Here is a 26165-nt window from a genome sequence, read left to right as displayed (position 1 = left end):
GAAAGTAGAGAGGATAAGGGAAATCAAGAGGGAAGAGGAATGACTTATGTCAGCAAAACCACATGTTAGATTTCAGCGGCCAAATTATGTTGTTACAGATCTTGACCGCGCACTTACTGTCTACCGGGATATTCTCGGTCTAGAGATCGCCTTTACAAAAAACTCAGAGAAGACCAGCTACTCATATGAGGTTTTTCAAATTGATCCCGCGGCAGATATGCGGTTTGCGGTTCTCTCTACTCAAACGCAAACCAATGTTATGGCTCTCACGGAATTAAAAGGAATTGAATTGCCTGAAGTGCCGTTGCCTTCGCGCAGTGCTATTGTTCTTGAATGTGAAGATTTTGATGGAGTGATGAACAACGCCCGGGCTGCAGGCTTGAAAGTTTTTGACGAATCCAGATTGGAAACCAAAGACGGCCGCATAGGTCGTGAATTAGGTTTTTTAGACTATGATGGCAACTTAATTGTTATCTATATTATTTTGGAAAACTCTGATGCCTAGAGGCCCTCTCAATCCAATTAAAAAGGCTTATGCTTCCTGTAGTTTTGGGCAAGTGCATTATCGTATCGCTGGGAAGGGCGGAGTTCCGCTTGTCTGTTTGCATCTATCGCCTTATTCCGGTAGTTTCTATGAGAATTTTCAAGTTGAAATGTCGAAAGATCGCCTTGTAATTTGCCCTGATACTCCTGGATATGGAGGGTCAGATCGGATCCGAAATAATCCAACAATTCAAGAATACGCCGCATCATTCATTGAGTTTATTGATAGCTTAGGCGTTGAAGAAGTTGATATATTAGGCTTTCATAGCGGTACTTTTATTGCAGCGGAAATTGCTTTAGAAGCTCCGAAGATGGTGCGTAGATTAATACTGCCTGGCATTCCTTTGGTTTCGGAGACGAAGCGTGAAAATTTGAAAGCCATGTACGCCAAGGGACGCCCTTATTTTACAGAAGAAGGCTATATACAAAAACGCTGGGATTTGGGTTTAAAAGCCCGGGGGCGCCAAACTGAGGAGCGGTTTTTACAACAGTTTGCTGAAAGTTTGTTATCGGGGCTTGATGCTAATGATGGATTTTCTGCCGTTTTTTCTTATATACCTGAGGTCCAATTGCCAAAAGTAAGTCAGCCAGTTCTTATCCCAATTCCCGACGAAGCATTGGCTGAAAATAGTCGTGCTGCAGCCGCCTTGTTCAAGCAGGTCGTTATTGAAGAGTGGCCCCACTTGAAAAGTGACCTCTTTGAGATGGACGGGGCAGAGATTGCTCATAAGTTTAGAAAGTTTTTAGAGTCATGAAAACTCTTATAGCCTTAATCTTTGCAACTATTCTGCCTTTCACAGTCACTGCCCAGCACGTGACAGGTGGATTTCATGAAGTCGTGGCTGTGGTGAAAAATAGAGCTGTTTGGAAAGAGATCTTTTCTCAGGTCGGTCGATGGCAAGTCAAAGAAGAAGGCCGTGTTGATCAAGGCTGGTTAGATCTTTGGCAGTTGGAAGGGTCGGCCTCTTTTACGGTTCTGCACAATCCAGGCACAAAGCGCGGTTTTTTGAGGTTGATCGAATTTGATTCTTTTGAAACTGACCTTATACGCCCGCAAGACAATGCATGGGATACTGGAGGTATCTTTGACTTGAATATGAGAGTGAGTGATCTGAAAACCGCGAGCGATGCCTTGAAATCATTTGGCTTTAACGCGGCATCTGAGCCGCTTCAATTTTCTTTTGGGCCGTTTGTTGTGAAAGAGTGGATTCCACGCGGACCTGATGGGATAAGATTTGCCCTAATCGAGCGTATGCAGCCCCCTTTAAAAGGGTGGCCGCATATGGAAGGATTTTCGCGTATTTTTAACAGTACAATGATTGTCTCAAATATGACTGAGGGCCTGAAATTTTGGCAAAAATTCATGGGGTTCAAACCCTATTTAGAGCACAGAGGCGCTTCAAAGAAACCAGGGCCTAATGTCTTAGGTCTGCCGCATGAAATGGCGGATAAAATCGTGCGCGACATCGCGATTTTACACCCCCAAAAAATCAATGAAGGCTCTATTGAACTGTTGGCTTTCGAAGGGTTTGAGGGCAAGGATTTCTCACAGCGCACTCTGGGGGTGCGCAGGGGGCTCTCACGGTACCGCTTTCCTGTGGACGACCTGAAAGCTTTTAAAGCTAAAGCTTTGAAGTTGGATATCCCTATTCTTGGGCAAGCATCAGCACTCTCTTTGTCGTCTGTTGGGCGCGTGAATGTGCTTCTTTTAAAAGCACCGGGCGGGGCTCTTGTCGAGCTCTATGAGAAAGATCAGTAAAGCCAGCTCACCCTTGCTCTTGCAACTATTTGATACATAGACTGCTGGCATTCATTTGTTATCAGGCTATAGTAAGTTTCCTAAGATCAGAAGGTTTATCTACAGATAAACGGTGCGCAGAAAGAATAGCCTAAAGACAATGAGCATTTTGACCTTAAAAGCACAGGACCAATCTACGGCAACTTTTTGTCAACTCATGCTGGCGCATAAGGGCGTTGACTGGCTTGTCAGTGAAGAGGATACACAGGGAGAGATCTGTCTGTCTCAAGGGACGATCCAGCTGGTTGGAGAGGAAGCCATTATTCTTGCTTTAGAATATTTAAAGCCTGAGCCAAGCTTATTTCCCAATGGAAATAAGGGTATGCCCATGGCTTTATCGTTTTGGCGTAAAAAGATGGCTGAGTCATCAGAGGATTCAACGGCCCAAAGTGGTTTGGTCATGCGGCAAATGGACGATGGTCGTTCCTTTCTTCAAGGAGAGCATTTATCGCTTGCAGATATCCAAGCGGCCAGTTGGATCTTAAACAAATCGATTGAGAAGTCACCAATGATGCAGGCCTGGCTCAATCGTGTTCTCTCTGTTTTAAACAATGAGCTTGAAGAGACAATCTATCTAGAGGATTTACTGTTTGAGACAATCGAATATTTAACCATTGAAAAACAGGAGGACGAGGTAAAAATTTCCTCACCCCTTTCGGTGTAACCCTTGATGGTCCATAAAAAAAGACCTCCGAAGAGGCCTTTTCAGATTTAGGTTGTCTGAGGTTTAAAATTCAAAACTCAGCTCAGCTCCGATGCGGCGACGCGCACCAGGATGATCAAAAGCCCCACCAAATTCAGGTGCCGGGATTACTTCCTCTAGATATTTTGTATCAAAAAGATTGTCAGCATAAGCCGTGAAGGTCCAGCTTTCACCGCGGATACCAACTCTTAGATTAACGGTCTCGTATGCATCGCGGCGGGCATTGGCATAATTGGCAGTACCAAGAGCGCCAGCACCAGGGCCAAAGCCGAGCTCAAAGAGCGGCATGAAGATGGTTGGACGATCGCCGCCTTGAACTGTATGGAACCATGTCGGACCCACAAACTGAGCATCCGCGCGGGCAAAAAAGGCCATATCTTCATTAATGTCAAAATCAAAATCAATACCAGCATTCAAAGTATAGTCTGCTGTGTAAGGGGCTTTGTTTCCAACTGTATCTGGCCGGGAGCTGTTGCCTTTAATTTCACTGTCCGTGATATTACCCGCTGCATAGACACGGATATTCTCATTTACAGCATAATTGATATCCAATTCTGCTCCGTAAATATCGACTTTATCCATGTTTGAGACAACGCGGAGTAAACCAAAGGTGCCAACGAAAAATTCAAAGAACTGCATATCATCAACTTTGGTATAATAAGCGGCACCCCCTATATTCAGACGTCCCCCCATTAAGCGAGACTTAAACCCTGCTTCAAAAGCACTGGATGTTTCTTTGCCGTAGTTATCTTGGATATTTGGCAGTGGCACACCGAGATTATCAGCAAAAGGAATGCCGATCCCTCCGTTAATGAAACCATTGTTAAAGATTTGTACAGTGGCTGCGCTACCTGAGTTATTGAAGCCACCGGCTTTAAAGCCCACACCCCAACTTGCAAAGAGGGTTGTTTCCTCAGTTGCATCATATGTAACAGATAGTTTGGGCTGTACTTTTGAGAATGTTTCTTCTTGATCGGGAATGACGCCTGATGGATTGATCAAGCTGCTGAGAGCTGGATTGATTGGATCATTGAAGATTCCATCAAAGTTTAAATCAATCACATTTTGACGTGCATTTACGGGCACTCGAGAAGATACCTTCCGTTTTTCATTGTCATAACGCAAAGCAACAGAAATTTCTGTCTTTTCATTCACGTCATATTGGATCTGACCAAAGACGGCAAAGACACTGCTATCAAATTGATCTCTGAGAAGTTGAGCTGTCTGATTGGGTCCTGAGGGTTGGAAAAGGCCGCGGTTTACAGGGCCACCGCTATCACGATTCAGAGACACACCAACACGGCGGTCAATGTCTAGGAAATAAGCACCAACCATCCATTGCAGGTCATCTGTCGTGTTGGATGCCAATCGGATCTCAGCACTCAAATCTTTTTGATTTCTCAATTGCTCTTGGATGCCATCACAGGTGGATGGTGTATAAGCGCCGAGGAAGGACCCATTTGGATCAAAAATCACACCCGTTGGGGTTTGACCAATAAACTGCGGCGCTAAAAGGCCGTAACCAGTATTCGCTGAAATAGAGGCCTGACATGCAGAATCTGGTGCATAAAAACCAAAAGCTGCCGATGTTCCATCTGACATAAGGTTATTTGAAATGTCACTATAAAGAACCCAGCCTGTTAACGTCATGTCATCCATTTCGTAATCGAATTTTGAGGAAAACTCGAATGATTTTTGATCATTGTCTGATGGTATATTGCTGTCAAAAACAAAGTCGAAATCATTCACGTCCTGATTGGCTGCTGGTGTGTTAGTGCCTGCTGCAAAAACAGGCAGGTTGAATGTGGAGTTGAAAGTAATCGAGGAAGCATCGACTTCGCCGTATCTGATTTTACTGTCGATTGAGAGTTGATCGTTGACGTCATATACAAGACGCCCTTTGATATTAAAACCCTCGTAGGCATCAACTGTAGCAGCACCGCCTAAATACCGGTTCCGGTAAAATCCATCAGTGCTGCGAAAATCACCTGACAGTCTGAAATAGGCTTTATCTTCTATAAGAACACCTGTGGTAGACCCTTTAACAAGGATTGTGCTGTCTTCCCCGTAGCTAATTGTTCCCCGGGTTCTGACGTCCCCGTCTGGCTTGTCAGTGTTTACAATGATCGCGCCAGCGGCAGCATTTCGACCATAAATCGCGCCCTGAGGGCCTTTAAAGATTTCAATCTGCGCTAGGTCAGTATATTCACGGTTAAACGCGGCTGGATTGGTATAAAGAACTCCGTCTAGGATATAGGCAAAGCTGTTTTCAGCGTCCCGGGCTCCGTTAATACCGCGAATATTCACTTGAGTATCCCCAACTTCAGCAGCATCGACGAGAGTCACACCCGGTGTCAGGGCAATAAAGTCAGCCGCCCGTGATACACCTGCCCGCTCAAGAGTGGTGCGCGTGATTGCAGTGACAGTTCCCGGCACATCTTGTAATTTTTCCTCTTTGCGGCGTGCGCTAACAATGATTTCTTCAAGCATCTCGTCATCGTCTTGAGCGATGAGCGGTGCAGCAGGCAGTGCTGCCAAAATACTTACCCCAGATAAAAATTGGATCATTTTCTTAGAGTGCTTCATAGATATATCCCTCCCATGTATGGTCTGCACAAATGATTAAGGTCGTCACTGATTGGTACGGCCTGTAAACGGTGTCGGATCATTTACTCGAAAATAGTGTCTATAGAATTAGGCTGTTTTCGTAGGGAGGCAATAGAATAGCATACCCCTCATACTGGAAGGGCCCATCGGCTGTTTTCCGACAGGCCCTTGCGAAATTTTCTGATATCTCAAGAGTGACTGTAGCGTCTACCAGCTTGGCTGGATTGGCGCCTCTAAGCCTGTTTCAGCTTTACAGTTTTCTCTCAGCGTCTCAAGGTCTGGACCAAAGTCAAAGATTTCCCCATCTATATGAGCAGCTGCCAATTCCTTGCGTTTACCTTCAGTGGCAGCATGATCAACAGTGCCGTCCTCATTCAGTTTCACCCCGTAAGCATCGTAGGCACATTCCTTAGTCACAAGCCCTTGCTTTACTTCTAAGGCAACAAGATCGGCATCGCGCTCAAAGGCTTTACCCCATCCGCCACCGCCCCAGGTGATGTAATCAAGTTGATCGCCAACTTCTACTTCAATGTTATCGCATTTGCTTGGCAGGGGAATTTCAGTCCCGTCAGCTTTGCGGAGTATTTTACTAGAGCGTGCTCCAGGTGTCCCTCCATTGACACCCCATGGGGGAATGAACCAGCGATCATCGTGAATGGCCACAATGCCATTATTGAGGAATTCATAGGTCATCAGAATACCATTACCCCCCCGGAAACTACCAGCACCGCCACTATCTGCGAGCGAAGTATACCGAGTAATACGCATGGGAAAATAGCGCTCTAGGAATTCATTGGGTACATTGGTAAAACCAGGCCATAGGCTATGACCATCGGGTCCATCTCCAAAGGGACGTCCAGGAATACCCCCGAAGCCGATTTGGAAAAGCTGGAACCAATCACCGCTTTCCTTTTCAAAGCCTGAGTACATGAGGTGCGGTGAAGAAGAGAAACCTGCAGCTGACAGAAACTCGGGTTGTCCTTTTCCGAGAAGCGCACCTAAGACATCAAAGATTCGACCCAATGCATGTGTACGACATGATAGGGCAGCGGGGAAGTTTGGCTTTAATAACGATCCTTGTGGAATACGGACATCACACAAATCATAAAAACCATCGTTAAACATAATTTGTGGATCAAAGACCATTACCATATATATCCCAAAGAACATTTTAAGCATGTTTTCATTAAGATAAAAGTTAATAGAGCCCATAGCTTGGGGGTCCGTGCCGTTAAAGTCTAGTACGACTTTTTCGCCTTCTCGCCACATGGTACACTTGATCTTATAGGGGCCAAATCCACGGCCGTCATCGCAGATGTAATCTTCAAAGCTTACTGGGCTTTCACCAATGGCAGTATTAATGAGGTGAGCCATAGCTCTTTTGTTACGCGAGAGAAGTTCATCAGTTGCACTGGCATAAAATTCATCCCCAAAGCGATCACAAATTTCATGCACACGTTTCTCAGCAACACGACAAGAGGCCACCACGGCTAAAAGGTCTGCACGGCACCATTCTGGCATTCGTGTTTGGTGAAGAACAAGCTTCAGAAGATCGTCTTGCAAAACATCTTTTTTGAAAAGTTTAACGGGTGGAATGCGCACACCTTCTTCAAAAACGCTTACGGCATCTGTCGGCAGAGAGCCTGGCACTTTACCGCCAATATCTGTCATATGGCCAAACATACATGCCCAGCTTATTAATCGTCCATTCCGGAAGATCGGACGGAGGATAAGCCAGTCATTGTTGTGAGAAACTGCTCCTTCGCAGCTATAGGGATCTGATAGCCAGACCATGTCGCCTTCTTCAATATCGCCTTCATATTGGTTTAAGAAACCACCAATGAAAGAGCCAAACTGTCCCACAACCATCAGACCGTTTCGATCCGCAATGAGTGGGAAAGCATCTCCCTGTTCTCGAATGCCAGGAGACATGGCTGTACGGAAAAGCGTTGCATCCATTTCTTCCCGTGCATTTCTGAGGGCGTTTTCAATAATATCTAGGGTGATCGTATCCACATCTTCTTTTGCGAAAGGGGTGGAGTTTGTTTCAATAATTGTTGCTTTCATGGTGCCCTCCTTACGCGACTGGATTGATGAGAATGTTACCGTATGTATCGACCGTTCCTTCATGGTTCGGTAAAATAACAGCGGTACTATCCATTTCGGTGACGATACATGGACCGGGAATAATATCGCCGGCTTTCAAGCGGGATCGATCATAAATAGCGGCTTCATGTTTTTTACCCTCTGCCCACATGGTATGATCACTGACTTTAGCGGCTGATGCATTTCCATCACCCCGTTCCAATTTGATCGCTGGCATTTCTGCGCCTTGACCTATGGCAATAGCTCGCAAATTCACAATTTCATGAACCACATCAAGATTGAAGGTAAACAGTCGTTTATGTTCTTCATCAAAAGCAGCTTTTAAAGCTTCGATCCCTTTACCCTTTTCAAAATCAGACATATTGATGGTCATATCCACTTCAAATCCTTGGCCAGAATAGCGTACGCCAGCCTCAAAAGTGATTGTCTGGGCATCCAATGGCACACCGTCTTCTTCTAAGTCTTTAGAAACTGTAGCCTTCATGTCCTTTAACCACTGAGCAACTTCTGCGTCATCTGTCTGTTTGATCGTGCGATTAAATGAGCGGGCATGCTCATTACGCATTTGCGTTGTCGCATCTCCAGTTGCACAAAGAACCCCAGGACTAACAGGAACAATGATTGGGTAAGACCCCATAAGTTGACCCACCGCATTCGAGTGGAGTGACCCAGCGCCGCCAAAACCCATGAGGGCAAAATCACGTGGATCATAGCCTTGTTGCACAGAGACAAGACGAAGAGCCCCGAACATATTTTCATTAGCGATATCGATGATGCCCTGGGCTGCTTCTTCAAGGGTCACACTCAGCGCGTCTGCAATAGTCTGCACAGCTTTGCGTGAAGCATCTACATCAAGTTTGAATGAACCACCAAGTAGGGCTGAAGGTAAATTTCCAAGAACGACATGGGCGTCAGTAACAGTTGGAACCTCACCGCCTTTTCCATAGCAAGCGGGGCCTGGCACTGCACCGGCACTCTCAGGGCCAACCCGCAAGGCGCCGGTTAGTTCTGGAACGTGTGCAATTGAACCGCCGCCAGCGCCGACTGTTTTCACATCAAGCGAGGAAGCACGCACAGTTAAGTGACCAACACTTGTTTCACGTCTCAGGCGAGGCTCGCCGTTTTCTATCAAGGCTACGTCCGTTGATGTGCCGCCTACGTCTAGGGTCAGAATGTTTTTCTGTTCTGAGTTTTTGGCAACCCAAAGTGCTCCTGTAACGCCCCCTGCAGGGCCAGACATGAGCAAGTTCACAGGATGTCCCTCAGCCTTTTCAGAGCCCATTAACCCACCATCAGATCGAAGCAAATTAATATGACCTGTCATCCCCATCGCTCTAAGTTCATTGCGCAGGTTGGCTACATACATGGCCATGATTGGACGCACAAGCGAGTTTGCAACTGTTGTCAAAGCCCTTTCATATTCTTGCATTTCAGGTAGAACCTGATGCGAGAGTGAAACAGGAATATCTGGGAAGATTTCCTTGGCAATTTCAGCGATCTCTAATTCATGCTGCCCATTCACATAAGAATTAATGGTACAAATGGTAAGGGCTTCGATATTCTCTGCTTTTAATTTTTCAAGAGCGGCTCGGCACTGTTCTTTATTGACGGGCTTAACCACGGATCCATCCGCCGCTAAGCGTTCTTCAATCTCTACAGTATTTTCTAGAGCTGCGAGCGGTTCAGGCTTTGGCCACGTAATCCATGCTGCTAATCCACCGGGTACCAGGGACCGGGCCACTTGCAGAATTTGGTGATATCCTTCGGTTACCACAAGCCCAGTCTTTGCCCCTTTTCCTTCAAGAACTGCATTAGTTGCTACTGTTGTTCCATGAAGAAATTGTGTAATATCAGAGGCACGAATGCCTGCTTGATCGCAGATGGCTTTGGTTCCTGCAATGACGGCTTCTGATGGATCGTGTGGTGTACTTGGCACCTTATCTCGCCACGTTTGGCCTGTTTCTTCTTGAATTAGCAGAAGGTCCGTAAATGTCCCCCCTACGTCTACACCTAATCTGAATGCCATTCTTTCCCGCTCCTTTAGTTAACCCCGGTTGACTGAATCGATCAATCTACTGCCTGCGCTATGCTGGCAGTCTAACAGGTATTTCAAAAATCATGTCGATCAAGTTTTCCCGTATTATTCCTTGATCTTTTTTTACATCAAACAATATAGACAAGGTCTGATGCATTGATCTTTATCATCGTCATGTATATTTTTCGTGGTATATGTTATAAAAATATATCATTATGTTTTATAGGCAGATATTAACCTTAGTTTCAAGGTCTTATCTAGGACACTATGTTTAGTTGATGATCCGGTTGGAGAAAAAAATGAGTACACAAGAAGCGTTTGGGGCCCTGAAGGGGCTGCGTGTGTTAGAATTAGGGCAATTAATTGCTGGCCCTTTTTGTGGTCAGTTATTGGCTGATCATGGTGCAGAAGTTATTAAAATTGAAGCCCCTGATAGACCTGATCCAATGCGGGAATGGGGTCAAGGCATTCCTCTGTGGTGGTCAGTTTGTGCCAGGAATAAAAAATGTATCACCTTGAATTTGCGGGAAAAAGCAGGCCAAGACATTTTGAAGGAAATGGTCAAACATACAGACTTTCTGTTAGAAAACTTCCGCGCGGGCACCATGGAAAAATGGGGCTTAAGTTATGAAGAACTCAAAAAAATTAACCCGAAACTGATCATGATTCGTGTTTCCGGTTACGGCCAAACTGGACCCTATTCGAAGCGTGCTGGGTATGGTTCTATTGGGGAAGCCATGGGCGGTATGCGCAATTTAGCGGGAGATCCAGCTAACCCTCCGAGTCGAGTTGGTATTTCGATCGGCGATTCTCTTGCAGCGACTTATGCATGTCTTGGAGCTTTAATGGCCCTTCGTCACCGTGATGTGACAGGGGAAGGTCAAATTGTTGATAGTGCAATCTACGAGGCGGTTCTCGCTAATATGGAATCGGTTATCCCAGAATATGTGATCGCAGGGCATACGCGCGAACGCACAGGGTCCGTACTGCCCAGCGTCGCACCCTCGAATGCATATCCAACCCTAGACGGGGATATCTTAATCGGAGCCAATCAAGACAGCGTCTATAAACGTCTTTGTGAAGCCATGGGCCGCCCAGAGTTGGTTGATGATCCTCGCTTTGTGGATCATGTGTCTCGCGGGAAAAACTTAGAAGTAATTGATGAGATTATCGCTGACTGGACTCGGCCGCAAAAAGCTCAGGACGTGCTTGATCTTATGGAAAAATTTGGGGTGCCCTCTGGTAAAATATTTAAAGCACCTGATATGCTTGATGATCCGCATTTCGAGGCTCGGGACGCGATCATTGAAGTAGACCATCCTGTGCATGACAAAGTTCCCATGCAGAATGTCTTCCCGAAACTTTCAGAGACACCGGGTGAAGTCAAATGGGCTGGGCCTGTTGAATTGGGTCAGCATAATAGTGAAGTGTATGGCTCTATTCTAGGCTATGATGCAGTGAAACTTAAGGCGTTGAAAGAGGCAGGGACAGTTTAACAGCCTTAGTGTTACTCAAAAAAAAGCCGCGAGACCTGTCGTTTTAAAAGGTCTGGCGGCTTTTCTGTATTCTCTAAGCGATTTTATTTCCTGTTAGGAAATCCTCCGGCTTGAGACACCATTGCTGGGGGCGTTCGGCCTATAATTTCTTCAACCCAGCCAGCGAGATCAATCATTTTCTCAAGATCAACTGCCGTCTTAACGTCACTTTCTTCTAACAGATATAATAAATCTTCTGTCCCAATATTACCGGTCGCTTTTGGCGCAAACGGACATCCTCCGAGGCCTGCCACTGACGAATCGAGGGTGCGGACACCGGCTGAATAAGCGGCCCAAGCATTTGCCAGACCTGTGTTGCGTGTATTGTGGAAATGAGCGCGTAGGGGCATCTCAGGCAAGCGCTCTTTTAGGTTATTCATCATTTCATAAACACGTTTTGGGGAACCAACACCAATGGTGTCAGCGATTGCGATTTCACGCGGTCCTGCTTCTGCAAGTTCCTCGGCCATGGCAATTACTTTTGCCTGATCGACGCGGCCTTCAAATGGACAGCCCCAGGCAGCTGAGATGGTAACCTGGGCACTCATCCCTTCTGTTTTGCAAAGTTTGATCATTTCTTTTGAGACTTGGACAGATTCGGCACTTGTCTGCCCTTGGTTTTTAGTGGCAAAAGTGTCCGAAGCAATTGCAACACAGCCAATTTCATCAATACCACGTGCCCCGTTTTCTCGGGTTGCAAGGCCTCTAAGAGCCCCTCGCTTATTCAGCGCTAAGCCAATATATGTAATATCTTTACTGTCTGGCAAACCCTTAATAACTGCTTCTGCGTCTGCCATTTGAGGGACAAGTTTGGGGTGAACAAAACTAGCCACTTCTAATCGTTTAACCCCTGCTTCGATTGCTCTCTCAATTAGAGTGATTTTTTGGTCCGTAGAAAAGTGAACTTTCTCATTTTGAAGGCCGTCTCGGGCACCAACTTCAACAATTTCAACCGTGTCTGTCATGCTACTCTCTCTTACATTTATTACTGATCATAAGTATGGGGCGATCGCCCATACAGTCAATATAAGAAAAGGCCTAGTACAAAACAGACTAGGCCTTCAATGATATTAATCAGGGCGAGAAGAAATATTAATCAATAATTTTGGTTGTTTGGTCCCGCTTATTCCTTTTTTGCTCAATCGGATGGCCTGTCACTGAAAAATGGATGATTTCAGCAATGTTTGTCGCCTGATCCCCTATTCGCTCCAAATTTTTTGCAATCATTAGAAAGTGAGTGAGAGACCCAATATATTCGGGTTCCTCAATCATAATGGCCATGATTTGCCGAAAAGCAGCATTATGCAGCGTATCGAGTTTTTCATCTTCTTCCCAAACAGACATAGCCCTTTCATCGTTATATTCGATGAAGGCTGTTGAAATATTTCGGATGGAATTCCTCGCTTCTTGCCCCATAATTTTGACGCATTCCGGGGTTTTTGAATAGGGTGAGTTTGCAAGGGCCTGTGTTCTTTTGGCAATATTTTTTGAATAATCGCCCATCCGCTCAATCATGCCGGTGATCTTGAGAACAGCAACAGTATCTCTCAAATCATTTGCAACTGGGGAGCGTCTTGCAAGAATGTTGATAGCAAGCTCTTCTGCTTCTAATTCAATACGATCCAATTCTTTATCAGTATCTCTAACGGCTTGGGCTTTCACTTTATCACGGGCTACCAGCGCCTGCATGGCATCATCAAGCATTTTTTCAGCCAGACCAAACATACGAGCGATAAGAGTGCGCGCACTTTTGAGTTCGTCGTCATAGGATGCTACAATATGATCATTCATGGTTTTATCTTTCTCTTTATTTCTGACTGACGGGCTGGTCTATCCAAAACGGCCAGTGATATAATCACGTGTTTTTTCTTCTGCGGGTGCGGTGAAAATAGCCGATGTTTCTCCCTGCTCTATGAGAGTCCCCATATGGAAGAAAGCTGTCTTCTGTGAAATACGTGCGGCTTGCTGCATGCTGTGTGTGACAATGGCAATGGCATATTTACCACGCAACGTCTCTATCAGTTGCTCTACTTTTGCTGTAGCTATGGGGTCAAGTGCGGAACAGGGCTCATCCATTAGAATAACTTCTGGGCTCACAGCAATAGCGCGTGCGATACATAATCGCTGTTGTTGACCACCAGACAAGGAAGTTCCTGAACTTTCTAATCGGTCTTTCACTTCTACCCATAGACCGGCCTTTTCCAGAGATGTGGCGACAATTTCATCTAGATCAGCGCTGGTTTCAGCGAGGCCGTGAATTCTTGGGCCGTATGCGACATTGTCATAAATAGATTTAGGAAAAGGGTTTGGTTTTTGGAACACCATACCCACCCGTGCTCTAAGTTGAACCACATCAATATTTTTGTCATAAATATTTTGGCCGTCTAGCTTGATCATCCCTTCAACACGACAGCTGTCCACAGTGTCATTCATTCGATTGAGACAACGGAGAAAGGTGGATTTTCCGCAGCCAGATGGGCCGATAAGAGCGGTCACTTCGTCTTTTCTGAGGTTTAAAGAAACATCTTTGACAGCATGTGTATCTCCGTAAAAGACATTTAATCCTTCTACAGTCATCTTTGTATTTTTTTCTAAATCAAGCATATTTTTAACTTCTGTTGGATTGAGAGCATTCATGGGTTTCTCTTGTGTTACCATTGTTTTTCAAATTTATTTCTGAGCCAGATTGCGACGGCATTCATGGAAATCAAAAACAAAAGAAGAATTAAAATTGCGGCGGATGTCTTCTCTATAAACAAACGCTCAGGACTGTTAGCCCAAATAAAGACCTGCACCGGCAGAGCTGTCGCTGCGTCCATGGCAGAGCCAGGAATATCGACAATGAAGGCGACCATGCCGATCATTAATAGAGGGGCAGTTTCCCCTAATGCTTGCGCCATTCCAATGATAGTTCCTGTTAGAATACCGGGCATTGCAAGTGGGACCACATGGTGGAATACAACTTGCGCTCTAGAGGCTCCCAGGCCAAATGCAGCATCTCTAATGGATGGAGGAACGGCCTTGATGGCAGCTCTTGAGGAGATAATAATAGTCGGCAGTGTCATCAGAGCGAGCGTCAGACCACCAACAAGCGGCGCTGATCTTGGAAGATTGAATGTCCCCAGAAACACAGCCAACCCAAGCAGGCCGAAAACAATGGACGGCACAGCTGCAAGGTTATTGATATTAATTTCAATGAAATCTGTGAATTTATTCTGTGGAGCAAATTCTTCTAAGTAAATGGCTGCAAACAGCCCGACGGGGAAAGCCAGCAACAGGGTGACAGTGAGCGTAAAAATTGTCCCCATGACAGCACCCAAAATCCCTACATTTTCAGGATCGCGGCTATCGCCATTGGTGAAGAAGTCCTTATGGAATTGAATCTGGATGGCTTTCTCTTTCTCCAATTGTGCGACCCAAGTCAGTTCAATATCTTTTACTCGGCGATCTGATTCTGGCTTTGCTGCATCAATCGCCCCTTTTTGCAATTGATCAATATCGTCGGATGCTAGGAGCCAAAGGGTTTGAGTTGTGCCAATTACGCTCGGATTGTCTTGTACGTATTCTTTTAATTTTGTCCGGGCCCCTGGCGATATCAGTGCCGCCAAGCGGCGTTTGTCCCGTCTGTTTTTTACATCTGGGAATTTTGCATAAACAGCGTTCCGTAGAAGCGTTCTATAACTTGCGGTTTGAACGGCTGACGTTATTTCTTCGTTGGAGGCTGATTGGGATATGTTGTTAAATCGGGATTGTTCAAAAGTGACATCCAATTTGATATAGGTCTGAAACAGCCCACTAATGCCGTTTGCGCCAATTGTTCCAATCAAAACGAAGAGAAAAATTGAAGCAGCGGCCATGGCTGAGAATCCGTATATTTTAAATCGGCGTTCCTTATTGTACCGCGATTTAATGCGGGCAACGATCTTTGGATCGGTCCAATCTGTCGGTTTTAGATCTCTATCAATATTCATTTTTTACCTAACTTAATCATATGCTTCACGGTATTTGCGGACCGTGCGTTGGGCTAAGATGTTGAGGAAAAGGGTTGCGACAAAAAGTACCAACCCAAGAGCAAAAGCAGACAGTGTTTTCGCACTATCAAATTCTTGATCACCCGTCAGGAGTTTGACAATTTGTACTGTCACGGTGGTAACGGATTCCATTGGGTTCGCTGTAAGGTTGGCTTGCATGCCTGCAGCCATAACTACGATCATGGTTTCCCCGATGGCGCGAGAAACAGCCAGAAGAATAGCCCCAATAATCCCTGGTAGCGCTGCAGGAATGATCACTTTTTTAATCGTTTCTGATTTGGTAGCACCCAGAGCCATTGAACCGTCCTTCAAACTTTGGGGGACCGCTGTTATTGCATCATCGGACAGGGAAGAAATAAAGGGGATAATCATGATGCCCATAACGAATCCAGCTGCTAAAGCACTATGACTATCGATAGGCAGGCCAATTAGGTCGCCAAAATCTTTAAAGGCTGGGGCTATTACCAATGCGGCAAAAAACCCGTATACGACTGTTGGGACACCGGCTAAAATTTCAAGAATAGGCTTGGTTATTTTGCGCAGTCTTTTACTGGCATATTGTGTCATGTATATCGCGGCCAACAGTCCAACAGGCACTGCAACTGTCATTGCGATTAAACTGATCATCAATGTCCCTGCAAACAAGGGCACTGCGCCAAAAGATCCAGAAGACGCGACTTGATCTCCACGCAGCGCTGTTTGAGGGGACCACTGAAGGCCCGTGAGGAAGTCATAAAGAGGGACTTCTTTAAAAAACCGTATGCTCTCAAACAAGAGGGATAATACAATGCCAAGGGTCGTGAAGATTGCAATCCCCGAACAGAAGGCCAAGATGATCATTAATATTTTTTCAAACTTATTCCGAGCTCTGAATTCAACGCCCGTTTTTAGATAGGCATATCCCATCCCGAGGCATCCAAGGCCAAGTGCAAAAAAGAGAGTGGCATAGCGTCCCATCCCCTCTAATCTGAGATATTCTGAGGCAGCAGCGATCACATTTGGGTCGGTTTCAAGTTGTGTGGCTGTATCCATCACCATTTTGACACGGTTGATAAGAAGTTGAGCTTGGACATCTGTTTCAATTGTCATGTGAGTTGATAATTGATTAATGATGATCCCATCAAGAGTGGAACTGCTAAAAACAAGCCATATCGCCAAAACAAATATACCTGGCAGTAAAGCGCAGGTGGCAGCAAAATACCCATAATGACGTGGTAAAGAGTGTAATTTTTGGCGTTTATTTTTGCTGATAGCAAGAGAGCGTTGATGAACAACGATAAAGGCAATCGAAGCCAACAGGATTATGAACATAAAGATTGATGAGGGTGTCATAATTCATCTCAATTATAAGCAGTTACGGGAAGAGGACTGTCTTCAATTTCACCATAACATTTCATTTAAAATGGCAGAATGAGAGAGCGAAAACTCACTCTCTCAACCTTGGTTAATGTTGATCAGTTATTTAAGACTGAGGTTCACAAGCATTTTTGTGTTTTTAGCAATCACTCTGCGCTCAGACTCTGGCAGAGGGATCAAACCACGATCTGTTAAGTAGCCTTCGTCGCCCCATGCATCTTCGTTTGTAAAAGCGGCAAGATATTCAGCAATGCCAGGGACCACGCCCACATGCTTTTTCTTGACATAAAAGAAGAGTGAGCGGGATACAGGATAGGCACCACTTGAGATATTCTCAAAAGTAGGTTCTTTAAAGTCTGTCCCTTTTTTAGCGATCAATGATCCTTGAACGCTATCACTGTTCTGGTCTAGGAAAGAGAAACCGAAAACACCGAGGACGTCTGTATCTGCCTGAAGTTTTTGGACGATAAGATTATCATTTTCGCCTTCTTCAACATAAGCGCCGTCTTCGCGAATGCTGCGGCATTTTTGCTTATAAAGGGCCTTATCAGATTTTTTGAGTGCCGCGTTGCCAGCAAATGCTTTACAGCCAGCTTCGATAGCAAGTTCGTTGAAGGCATCGCGAGTCCCAGATGTTGGCGGTGGACCCATTACTTTAATTTTTACATTTGGAAGCTCAGCATTAATTTGATCCCATGTGATATAAGGATTTGCGATTAGATTAGATGTTCCGCCTTGTGTGCCAGGAGCAGGAACCTCTTTAGCAAGCGCCAAATAAATATCTTTTAGAGATAATTTAAATTGATGAGCCCCTTTTGCATTTGCAAGGACAATCCCGTCAAAACCGATTTTAACTTCAGTAACATCTGTGACACCATTTTTAGCACAAAGAGCGACTTCTGTACTTTTAATGCGTCGTGATGCGTTTGTAATGTCTGGGTGTGAAAGGCCAACCCCTGAACAAAATAATTTTAATCCGCCGCCAGATCCTGTTGATTCTACGATCGGGGTCTTAAAACTGCCAGAGCGACCAAATTCCTCTGCTACAGCTGTAGCAAATGGAAAAACTGTAGAAGACCCAACTATTCTAATTTGATCGCGGGTTTGCGCAGTGACTTGACTGCTGATACCAGCGACAACACTAAGAGCAAGAAGTGTATTGAGAATTTTTTTCATGATAACCTCATATTTCAGTTTGAATCGCTGTCGCAACTCATCGTAAATCTTGTTTAATTCTTTCGATGGAAGAAGGAATAGCGGGCGTTTATGACAATAAGATTACAAGGCTAATTTTTTTTTAATATGTCAAAAGGACGCTGTATTTTAAAGAGAATCCTGCCTCCGCAAGAGAGGCAGAGGCATAAAAAACATTTCAATATTAAAATTGTTTTGAGAATTATTAAAATTTGAGTCCCCAAATCAGAATATTTATTGTAACAAAAATGAAACAATGGGATCTGACGAGGATGGATCCATTGCATCTAACTATGAAAAAGGGGCCACTAATGTCAAACCAACAAACAGTCTTACCGGGAGATGAAACATCGGTTATGCAGAAAACGGGACAATGGATGCTCGTTCTCTTTCTTATATATCTTCTTATTTCATCTGTGGGGATGATTGGAACAGGATTTAAAGGCGCGACGAAGGGCGACGCTATGCAGCTATTTGAATTTGCGACAAACCCCTTCATGGGCTTAGTGATCGGAATCTTAGCGACATCGCTCATTCAGTCCTCTTCTACGGTGACTTCAATCATTGTTGGTCTAGTAGCGGGAGGCGTTAGCGTTGAAGCTGCGATTCCGATGATTATGGGGGCAAATATTGGAACAACGATTACCAATACCATCGTAGCCCTTGGAAGTGTCCACAAAAAGAAAACATTCAGGCGTGCTTTTGCTGCGGCCACAATTCATGATTTCTTTAATCTGATTGCCGTCGTCTCTTTCTTAACATTAGAGCTTTTCACTGGATTTTTAGCCAAAGTCTCTGCGGCCATGACAGGCTTTTTTGTTGGCGCGGATGCCAGTGTTAAAGATGCGAACTTCATTAAGCCGTTGACGAAGCCCTTCATTGCACAAATGCAGGAACTAGCCTCTGCTCTTTACGCGCCTGGCATGAATATTATTCTGATTATTTTCGGCGTACTTATTATTTTCTCATCAATTACCTTTATAGGCAAATTGCTGAAAAAACTGATGGTTGGTAAAGCTAAAAAAGCAATGCACTGGGCGATTGGCCGTGGCCCTGTCACTGGTGTTGCTTCAGGAACTGTGGTCACTGTTGCTGTACAATCTTCTTCAACAACAACCAGCTTGATTATTCCAATGGCTGCTTCAGGGGTTTTCCGGTTGAAGCAAATCTATCCTTTTACCTTGGGCGCAAATATTGGGACGTGTATTACATCGCTTCTTGCAGCGACAGCCGTCACGGGAGATACGGCGGGATATGCCATGCAAATTGCTCTTGTGCATCTGACTTTTAACTTAATGTCAGTCATTGTAATTTACGGTATACCTTTCTTGAGAAATATCCCCTTATGGGGAGCTTCCCGCTTGGCTAAGCTTGCCATGGAAAATAAAGTGCTTTCGATCCTCTACGTTCTCGGCGTATACTTTGGTCTGCCACTTTTGATGATCTTTCTTCATAACCTATTCGCATAAGGATACGATAGTATGTCAAAATATGATTTTTCAGATATGTCGCGTAAAAAATTAAAATCGCACATAAAATCTACTCAGAAACTTCTCTCGAAACTTGAGGCCGAACTAGAATTGAGACAAGAAGAAGTGCAACATGAAACTGTTGAAAATATGGAAGATTATCTTGAAGAGACAAACAAATCGATTTTGTCTTTAACGGATGCGATTAAGAAAGTCATGGGTAACGCATAACTTTTCGGACATAAAATTTTATGACAGCCCCTTTGAGGGGCTGTTTTTTTTGGTCATTGTAATCTGCAGGGCTGGCAAAAAAACCGTCCTTGAAGGCCGTCTGCACCCCTAAAATGCCTGTCTGCCTGCCTACCGCCTGCCTGCTGTCTGCCTGCTGTCTGCCTCAGATGTGTTAAATCGGAAGGGGACAGGATCGCCACGAAAAAGGGGCTCCAGAGAGCCCCAATACATCATAGCTGTTTATAGTTTATTACCAGTCAACCTGGAAACGTACACCAAAGGCATCAACACTGTTCTTGCCGTCAGCACCGTTTGCAGACACATCAAAGGCACCGTCGATGCTTGAATTGCTGTAATTAACAACAATGCGTGAATGTCGGTTTAGGTACCAATTGAGACCAATGATCCATGTATCCATTTCACCGCCGTAAATGCCGTCACCAGTCAGGTCAAGGGTGTCATACCGTGCTGTTACAGCAAGAGCACCCATGCCGCCATTGTAGACTGGATTGCTGACTTTAGGACGATCCCATGCGCCTTTATCAGTTTTAAGAGTTCTGCTTTCGCCTGTAACGAAATATCCAATATCGATATAACCACCGTGCAATTTTGCATCGGATCCTGGATTGGAAACAGAGGCTTCTTTCGCATTCAAGATGCCATATTCAGCAGAGGAATAAAAAGAGCCATACTGGATTGCGCCTTCAACACCGTAGAAGAAATCATCGCCGTTCCCAATTCTATCTGTGTTTACAAAGCGATCACTGAGGTGAACATGAGGGCGCTGGCGGTAGCGGAATTGTCCATCAGAACTGCGATCACGGAACGAGCCACCAACAAGCCATTTACCACCGTCCATTTTGTCACCGTAAGTGACACGGCCGGCAATTGTTGTATCGCCGCTACCTGAATCAGTCGTAGACCCTTTGAACACGCCTAATTTAGCAGTATAGTTGCTATCGCCGTTAGACCACATAATCCCTGTCTGGCGTGCAAAGCCAAACGCATCCGTTATAGAGGCGCGCTCTAGGAAGCTAATATGGCGTGAAGATGTTTGCTCATCAAGAGAATTTGGCGTTTTAAACTGACCGGCTGTGATGCTACCCATCGATGTTTTGAACTGCATGTAAGCGTCTTTTACATTCACATCATTGCCGTCAACTTCAATTTCAAACTTGTATTTTGTATCTTTCCAAGCTTTGCCTTCAATACCAAGGCGTGCTGTACGAAACTCTGTTCCGGATTGGCTAAAGTTACCGTCCGAATCAGAGACAGTAATGTAATCTGTATAGAGGCGACCTCTGATATTCATTTCGAAGAGCCCGTCATCTGTTGCGAGACCAAAAGCAGGTTCAGCTTTTTTCACAGTCACAGATTTCTTTTTCGCTTCTTCTAGTTTTTCAACCTTCTTGGCGAGAGCAGCAAGTTGTCTCTTCAGCTCTTCAAGATCCTGAGCAGAAGCTGGTACAGCCATAAGTGTTGAAAGAGCTGTTGCTGCAGCTAGTGATTTGATGATTTGGGAATGTTGTTTTTTCATTTTCAATTCCTAAGTTTCATTACGAGTTATTCAAAACTGACCAAAAGCCAATTTCATTAATTCAGTTTGGTTGCACTCTTACTATTCGTTGAATGTTTCAAATTTATGACAGCTTAGTACTACCGTCTATTGGTTATGAATTTCTTACCTGAGATAAGAAGCTATCAACCTCGGACTTAATGCCAGATGACAGGGCTTCAAGTTCTTCTGCAGCAGTTTGTACTTTTGCTGAAGCAGAACCAGTTTGCTCTGACCCTTCTGAGACCTCAATAATTTCCGACGTAACACGCTGTGATCCTTCAGCAGTAAACTGAACGCTACGGGTGATTTCTTGTGTACTGGCATCTTGCTCTTCAACTGCGGATGAAATATTCAACATCACCGTATTAAGGTTCCCAATAATATTGGAAATTTCACCGATAGAACTAACGGCATCGCCTGTTACGCTTTGCATATCACCAATTTGTTTGGTTATATCTTCTGTAGCGCTGGCTGTTTGATTGGCAAGGTTTTTCACTTCGCTGGCTACGACGGCAAAACCTTTGCCTGCTTCACCAGCTCGCGCTGCTTCAATCGTCGCATTTAAGGCTAGCAAATTAGTCTGTTCAGCAATGTCACTAATGAGTTTGACCACGTCTTCAATTCTCGTGCTGGCTTCAGAAAGTCGTTCAATTGCTTTGGAACTACTTTCGGTCGCCGAGACAGCTTCACTAGAGGATGTATTAGCAATGCGAACTTGGCTATTCACTTCGCTAATAGACGCCGTAAACTGTTCCATAGCAGCTGCCATAGTCGACATATTTTGTTGCATCGCTTCACTGGCTTCGCGAACAGAATTAGATTTTTGACCCGTTGTGTCAGCAATTGATACCATTTCAGTTGAAGTGGTACGCATCACTCGAGAGGAATTATCAAGGTTTGAGACAGCAGAACTGATCTGTGCTTCAAAGCTTGCAATCAATTGATTGATTTGTGCTGCTTTATCTTCTTTTTCACGCAGCGCTGCTTTTTCCTCAGTCAGCTTAGCTTGCTCAAGTTGGGCTTTCTCTTCTTGCTCTCTTCGGTCTTGCTCGGCTTTTTCTTTGGCTTCTTTAGCTGCCAGGGCTTCCAGTTCAAGACGTTTGGCTGCAGATGATTTCAAGTCATCAATTGCTAGAGATATTTCCCCGATTTCGTTTGTAAGAGATGTATTTGGTACTAGGACAGAATAATCACCTCCTGAGATTTCTTTAACAGCACTCTTTAAGGCAGTCATTGGTTCAATTGTTGATCGAATGATGAAATAGCCAAAAGTGATGCTGATGAGAAGGACAAAGATTATGACAATATTCACTGTAAGACTTAAGGCTGCATCGGCATCAGTATACCCTGTCAAAGCGAGCGCACCATTGTCTGCAGCATATTTAACTAAATTTGGCATATCTTTTGTAGCTGTCGCATAAATCGAAGATAGTTCTTTTGTCGCTGAGACATTCTCTTTTCGGGCCTCTGCATAGGCTTGAAAGCTTGCAACATATTGCGCGAGTTTTGTGGTCATCTCGGTCTTAACATCGCTATTAAATGAGGTCCCTGCAAGAATTTCAAGGAATTCTGATTGTCTGCTATCGATGCGACCAATATATTTGTCATCAACGCGCATGATGAAATCTTTTTCATGGCGGCGCATCATCAGCATTTTAATTTGCAGCAGATCGTTCTTATGTGTTTTTAGTAATTCTTCAATATCGTGTACAGCGCCTCTTAAAGTGCCCTGCAACCCAAGCTTTTCATTCAGGCCAAGGTTTTCTTCGTTCGCAGCGACTTCTTTAAATTTTGCTCTATGCTTAATGATGTTTTCTTCAAAATTCCTGACAAACTTTGCCACAGGCTTTCCTTGGACATAAGACTTAAGCTGTCCTAATTCGGTACTCAGTTTGTCATAATTCTTCAGGTAGCGATCAACATATTTCGTGTCCTTGCGTATGAGGAAATCTTTTTCATTGCGGCGCAGTTGTAGCCCATAGGTGCTAATTTCCTTTTCTGATTCAGACAGCTTGGCATAATAATCATTTGTTATTTTTGCGTCATGAAGATCATTGAGACCCATAGTAACAAAGGCCCAGACAATAATAAATCCTACAACAGAAAGGAGCATGAGGGCCCAAATTCGAATGTTAAGTGACAGATTTTCTATATAATTCATTATGCCTGACATGATTTTATCCCTTAATTCATCTGCTTTCTTTATTGTTAGAAAGGTCAGATTTAACAACTTGTGCGTTTCGTAAGTATATAAATGTTTACGTAAAAATGGTTTATAACACCTTAATAAATGATAAAATTTGTTATAAAGTTAACAATTTGCAAAATTATGAGCGTCCTTCCAGCCTCTTGCAATGGTTGAGCAATAACAAAGCGGCCTTAGGGGGGGCTGTTTATAAAAGACTCAGGATAATAATACCCAAGAGGATTCGATAGACCACGAAGAGGGTCATAGATCTTGTTTGGACCCATCGCATTAGAAAGTGAATGGCCCCCATTGCAAAAACAAAGGAAAGACCTGCTGCGAGTAAAGCATCTTGCCAGATGATGAGTTCTTCTGAGCTTGCAATTTCGAGAGCGCCCAAAGTTCCTGCTGCAATAATTGTCGGAATAGAAAGAAGCATTGAAAAGCGTGCAGCGATCTCTCTGTTAAATCCCATAAAGCGTGCAGCCGTCATCGTTATACCCGATCGAGACGTGCCAGGGATAATAGCAAGGACTTGTGCAAGGCCAATGTATAGAGCGGCCTTGATACCAAGGCTATCTCCTGCTTTCTTGACATCCTTTCGATCAGCAAACCAGAGAAGAATGCCAAAAAAGATACTGGTTATTGCAATAACTTCTGCTGTGCGAATGGTATCGATGAGATTACTTTGAGCGATCATGCCACCTATTATTACAATGGGTAGGGTGCCGATGATGAGAGCCCAAAACATTTTTGCATAGGAAGTGCCCTCAATGGCTTTGCGAGTAGAGGTAATTCCTATGACGCTAAAACCAGCAAGGGCAAGGCCTCTGGTGTCTCTCCAAAAATATAAAAGAACAGCGAAAAGAGTGCCAACGTGAACGGCAACATCCATTAGATGCCCTTGATCCGGAAGAGTTGAGAAAAAAGGAACAAGTACCAAATGGCCGCTAGAGCTAATAGGTAGAAATTCCGTTATGCCCTGAACCAAGGCTAAAATAAGAATATGAAGTAAAGTCATCAGTCCCTCTCTTGTCTGACCCTTTGTATCGCCATCTTGAATAGAAATCTATGAGAAAGCTGATTCTCGATCTTTATGGGCACCAAAATGGAAAAACGACACAATAGTACAAAAATGGTACTAAAAAACGCACCTACTCAGTTGCAAAAAAGGTAAAGAATCCAATTCCTTAAAAATTTTAGGACAGTAATATTGACTTATTATGCTTTTTTTACGTGATTTTTCAATTTACCTATGTATATTGTGCGCATTATTAAATATCTTTGATATATTATTTCAACATCAACGAGATGCTCATGAGCAGCATGAAGGCTTTACGCCGAACGATGATAGAGGATAAAGCCATGGCTGAAGAAAAAATGCTTAAATTTGTGGAAAAATCCCAGCAGTATCCCGATAAAAGGGATCATTCGGAACGGAAGCAAGATTTTGATGAAATCTATCAAGAATATGCCCGTGAAAAAGCTGCAGAGCAGGCTTCTCGATGTTCTCAGTGTGGTGTTCCCTTCTGCCAAATCCATTGCCCTCTTGGGAATAATATTCCTGACTGGCTGCGTTTAACAGCAGAAGGCCGACTGGAAGAAGCGTATCAGCTCTCAAGTGCGACAAATAATATGCCTGAAATCTGTGGCAGAATTTGTCCGCAAGATCGTTTGTGTGAAGGCAATTGTGTTATTGAGCAAGATTTTGATTCTGTCACTATTGGTTCTATTGAAAAATATATTACGGATACGGCCTGGAATGAAGGCTGGGTTCAGCCCATTACGCCCATCCAAGAGCGGGCTGAAACAGTTGGGATCATCGGTTCTGGGCCAGCAGGGCTCGCAGCTGGAGAACAACTGCGAGAGCAAGGGTTCCAAGTGCATATATATGAACGAGCCGATCGAGCAGGGGGACTTCTCATCTACGGTATTCCAGGCTTTAAACTGGAAAAAGATGTGATTGAGCGTCGGACAAAACGTATGGAAGAGAGTGGCATTCAGTTTCATTTAAACTATGAAGTTGAATCGCTAGAGGCACTGAAGGCCAATCATGATGCACTCTTGATAGCGACAGGTGTGTATAAAGGTCGTGAACTGAAAGCACCGGGTGTCGGGCTTGGTAATGTTCATAAGGCCCTTGATTATTTAATTGCCAGCAACAAAAAATCTCTAGGAGATGCCGTTCAATCTTTCGATGATGGGACTTTGAATGCAGAAGGAAAGAATGTGGTTGTTATTGGCGGCGGTGACACTGCAATGGACTGCGTTAGAACAGCTATCCGCCAAGGTGCAAAATCAGTAAAATGTTTGTATCGCCGTGACCGAGAAAATATGCCAGGGTCTGTGCGTGAAGTGAAAAATGCTGAAGAAGAAGGCGTTGAGTTTATTTGGCTATCAGCGCCAGAAGCTTTTGTCGGCGCCGATAACGTCGAGACTGTGCGGGCGTATAAAATGCAATTAGGCGCTGCCGATGCCACAGGCAGACAGGCCCCTGTTCAAGTTCCTGGGAGTAGTTTTGAACTTGAGTGCGATATGGCAATCTTGGCTTTAGGTTTTGAGCCGGAAGACTTGCCTGCACTGTTTCAAGCACCAGAATTGAATGTGGCTCGTTGGGGTACTGTAAAGGTGAATCACACTTCAATGATGACGAATATAGACGGCATTTTTGCAGCGGGAGACATTGTTAGGGGGGCTTCTCTTGTGGTTTGGGCCATCCGGGATGGTCGGGATGTGGCAGAGCATATGCAAGCTTATATTGACACCCAATCTTCAGACGACATCCAGCCTTCCTCATCCGTTGCCGCAGAATAA

Annotated in this window: 20 protein-coding genes; 8 read left to right on the top strand and 12 right to left on the bottom strand. The window is 44.5% G+C overall.

The genetic code is table 11. The annotated features are described in order from the left end of the window. Nucleotides 1–46 precede the first annotated feature (46 nt). The 4 genes from QGN29_RS03745 to QGN29_RS03730 all read left to right on the top strand — a co-directional run bounded on the left by QGN29_RS03745 (nucleotide 47) and on the right by QGN29_RS03730 (nucleotide 3005). A complete protein-coding gene (locus QGN29_RS03745; protein WP_310799337.1) occupies nucleotides 47–505 on the top strand; it encodes a VOC family protein in 459 nt (152 codons plus the stop codon). Continuing rightward, entirely contained in the window at nucleotides 498–1298 is an 801-nt protein-coding gene (locus QGN29_RS03740; RefSeq protein WP_310799336.1) for an alpha/beta fold hydrolase, read from the top strand. The genes QGN29_RS03745 and QGN29_RS03740 overlap by 8 nt, the downstream gene beginning before the upstream one ends. Next, nucleotides 1295–2302, top strand: a complete 1008-nt coding sequence (locus QGN29_RS03735; protein ID WP_310799335.1) for a hypothetical protein — start codon at nucleotides 1295–1297, stop codon at nucleotides 2300–2302. The genes QGN29_RS03740 and QGN29_RS03735 overlap by 4 nt, the downstream gene beginning before the upstream one ends. Nucleotides 2303–2441: 139 nt before the next feature. Continuing rightward, entirely contained in the window at nucleotides 2442–3005 is a 564-nt protein-coding gene (locus QGN29_RS03730; protein ID WP_310799334.1) for a glutathione S-transferase family protein, read from the top strand. 63 nt (nucleotides 3006–3068) lie between these two features. Here QGN29_RS03730 and QGN29_RS03725 read toward each other — a convergent pair whose 3' ends face one another. The 3 genes from QGN29_RS03725 to QGN29_RS03715 form a co-directional block, all read right to left on the bottom strand. Beyond that, the gene (locus tag QGN29_RS03725; protein ID WP_310799333.1) at nucleotides 3069–5630 is read right to left on the bottom strand and encodes a TonB-dependent receptor; all 2562 of its coding nucleotides are present in this window, start codon (nucleotides 5628–5630) and stop codon (nucleotides 3069–3071) included. A 228-nt stretch (nucleotides 5631–5858) separates the two neighbouring features. Next, on the bottom strand, nucleotides 5859–7718 hold the full coding sequence (locus tag QGN29_RS03720) for a hydantoinase B/oxoprolinase family protein (RefSeq protein ID WP_310799332.1): 1860 nt from the start codon (nucleotides 7716–7718) through the stop codon (nucleotides 5859–5861). A gap of 10 nt (nucleotides 7719–7728) precedes the next feature. Then, on the bottom strand, nucleotides 7729–9783 hold the full coding sequence (locus tag QGN29_RS03715; RefSeq protein WP_310799331.1) for a hydantoinase/oxoprolinase family protein: 2055 nt from the start codon (nucleotides 9781–9783) through the stop codon (nucleotides 7729–7731). A 308-nt stretch (nucleotides 9784–10091) separates the two neighbouring features. Here QGN29_RS03715 and QGN29_RS03710 point away from each other — a divergent pair, with 308 nt between their 5' ends. After that, the gene (locus QGN29_RS03710) at nucleotides 10092–11288 is read left to right on the top strand and encodes a CaiB/BaiF CoA transferase family protein (protein ID WP_310799330.1); all 1197 of its coding nucleotides are present in this window, start codon (nucleotides 10092–10094) and stop codon (nucleotides 11286–11288) included. An 83-nt stretch (nucleotides 11289–11371) separates the two neighbouring features. Here QGN29_RS03710 and QGN29_RS03705 read toward each other — a convergent pair whose 3' ends face one another. From QGN29_RS03705 to QGN29_RS03680, 6 genes are all read right to left on the bottom strand, one after another. After that, on the bottom strand, nucleotides 11372–12292 hold the full coding sequence (locus tag QGN29_RS03705) for a hydroxymethylglutaryl-CoA lyase (RefSeq protein ID WP_310799329.1): 921 nt from the start codon (nucleotides 12290–12292) through the stop codon (nucleotides 11372–11374). 127 nt (nucleotides 12293–12419) lie between these two features. Beyond that, entirely contained in the window at nucleotides 12420–13118 is a 699-nt protein-coding gene (phoU, locus tag QGN29_RS03700) for a phosphate signaling complex protein PhoU (protein ID WP_310799328.1), read from the bottom strand. A gap of 39 nt (nucleotides 13119–13157) precedes the next feature. Beyond that, nucleotides 13158–13931, bottom strand: a complete 774-nt coding sequence (gene pstB / locus QGN29_RS03695) for a phosphate ABC transporter ATP-binding protein PstB (RefSeq protein ID WP_375164675.1) — start codon at nucleotides 13929–13931, stop codon at nucleotides 13158–13160. A 47-nt stretch (nucleotides 13932–13978) separates the two neighbouring features. Next, nucleotides 13979–15298 (bottom strand): phosphate ABC transporter permease PstA, encoded by a 1320-nt coding sequence (gene pstA / locus QGN29_RS03690; protein ID WP_310799326.1) that lies wholly within the window; start codon nucleotides 15296–15298, stop codon nucleotides 13979–13981. A 12-nt stretch (nucleotides 15299–15310) separates the two neighbouring features. Beyond that, nucleotides 15311–16690: a phosphate ABC transporter permease subunit PstC gene (pstC, locus tag QGN29_RS03685; protein WP_310799325.1), complete on the bottom strand. Its 1380-nt coding sequence runs from the start codon at nucleotides 16688–16690 to the stop codon at nucleotides 15311–15313. A gap of 126 nt (nucleotides 16691–16816) precedes the next feature. Beyond that, nucleotides 16817–17890 carry a substrate-binding domain-containing protein gene (locus QGN29_RS03680; protein ID WP_310799324.1) on the bottom strand — a complete coding sequence of 358 codons (1074 nt, stop codon included), beginning with the start codon at nucleotides 17888–17890 and terminating at the stop codon, nucleotides 16817–16819. A 329-nt stretch (nucleotides 17891–18219) separates the two neighbouring features. Here QGN29_RS03680 and QGN29_RS03675 point away from each other — a divergent pair, with 329 nt between their 5' ends. Both QGN29_RS03675 and QGN29_RS03670 read left to right on the top strand, forming a co-directional pair. Further along, nucleotides 18220–19377: a Na/Pi symporter gene (locus tag QGN29_RS03675; protein WP_310799323.1), complete on the top strand. Its 1158-nt coding sequence runs from the start codon at nucleotides 18220–18222 to the stop codon at nucleotides 19375–19377. A gap of 12 nt (nucleotides 19378–19389) precedes the next feature. Then, on the top strand, nucleotides 19390–19608 hold the full coding sequence (locus tag QGN29_RS03670) for a hypothetical protein (RefSeq protein WP_310799322.1): 219 nt from the start codon (nucleotides 19390–19392) through the stop codon (nucleotides 19606–19608). 250 nt (nucleotides 19609–19858) lie between these two features. Here the strand turns inward: QGN29_RS03670 and QGN29_RS03665 are convergent, their stop codons facing one another. The 3 genes from QGN29_RS03665 to QGN29_RS03655 form a co-directional block, all read right to left on the bottom strand. Next, a complete protein-coding gene (locus QGN29_RS03665; RefSeq protein ID WP_310799321.1) occupies nucleotides 19859–21145 on the bottom strand; it encodes an OprO/OprP family phosphate-selective porin in 1287 nt (428 codons plus the stop codon). A gap of 133 nt (nucleotides 21146–21278) precedes the next feature. Beyond that, complete coding sequence (locus QGN29_RS03660) at nucleotides 21279–23339, bottom strand: methyl-accepting chemotaxis protein (protein WP_310799320.1); 2061 nt, start codon at nucleotides 23337–23339, stop codon at nucleotides 21279–21281. A gap of 220 nt (nucleotides 23340–23559) precedes the next feature. Further along, the gene (locus QGN29_RS03655; RefSeq protein WP_310799319.1) at nucleotides 23560–24372 is read right to left on the bottom strand and encodes an undecaprenyl-diphosphate phosphatase; all 813 of its coding nucleotides are present in this window, start codon (nucleotides 24370–24372) and stop codon (nucleotides 23560–23562) included. Between the two features lie 344 nt (nucleotides 24373–24716). Here QGN29_RS03655 and QGN29_RS03650 point away from each other — a divergent pair, with 344 nt between their 5' ends. Continuing rightward, nucleotides 24717–26165 (top strand): NAD(P)-dependent oxidoreductase, encoded by a 1449-nt coding sequence (locus QGN29_RS03650; protein ID WP_375164673.1) that lies wholly within the window; start codon nucleotides 24717–24719, stop codon nucleotides 26163–26165.

This window comes from Temperatibacter marinus (assembly GCF_031598375.1).
In the GTDB taxonomy this organism is placed as follows: Bacteria; Pseudomonadota; Alphaproteobacteria; order Sphingomonadales; family Kordiimonadaceae; genus Temperatibacter; species Temperatibacter marinus.
The sequence above is the reverse complement of the archived record's forward strand: the minus strand, read 5'-3'. Positions and strand labels throughout refer to the sequence as shown.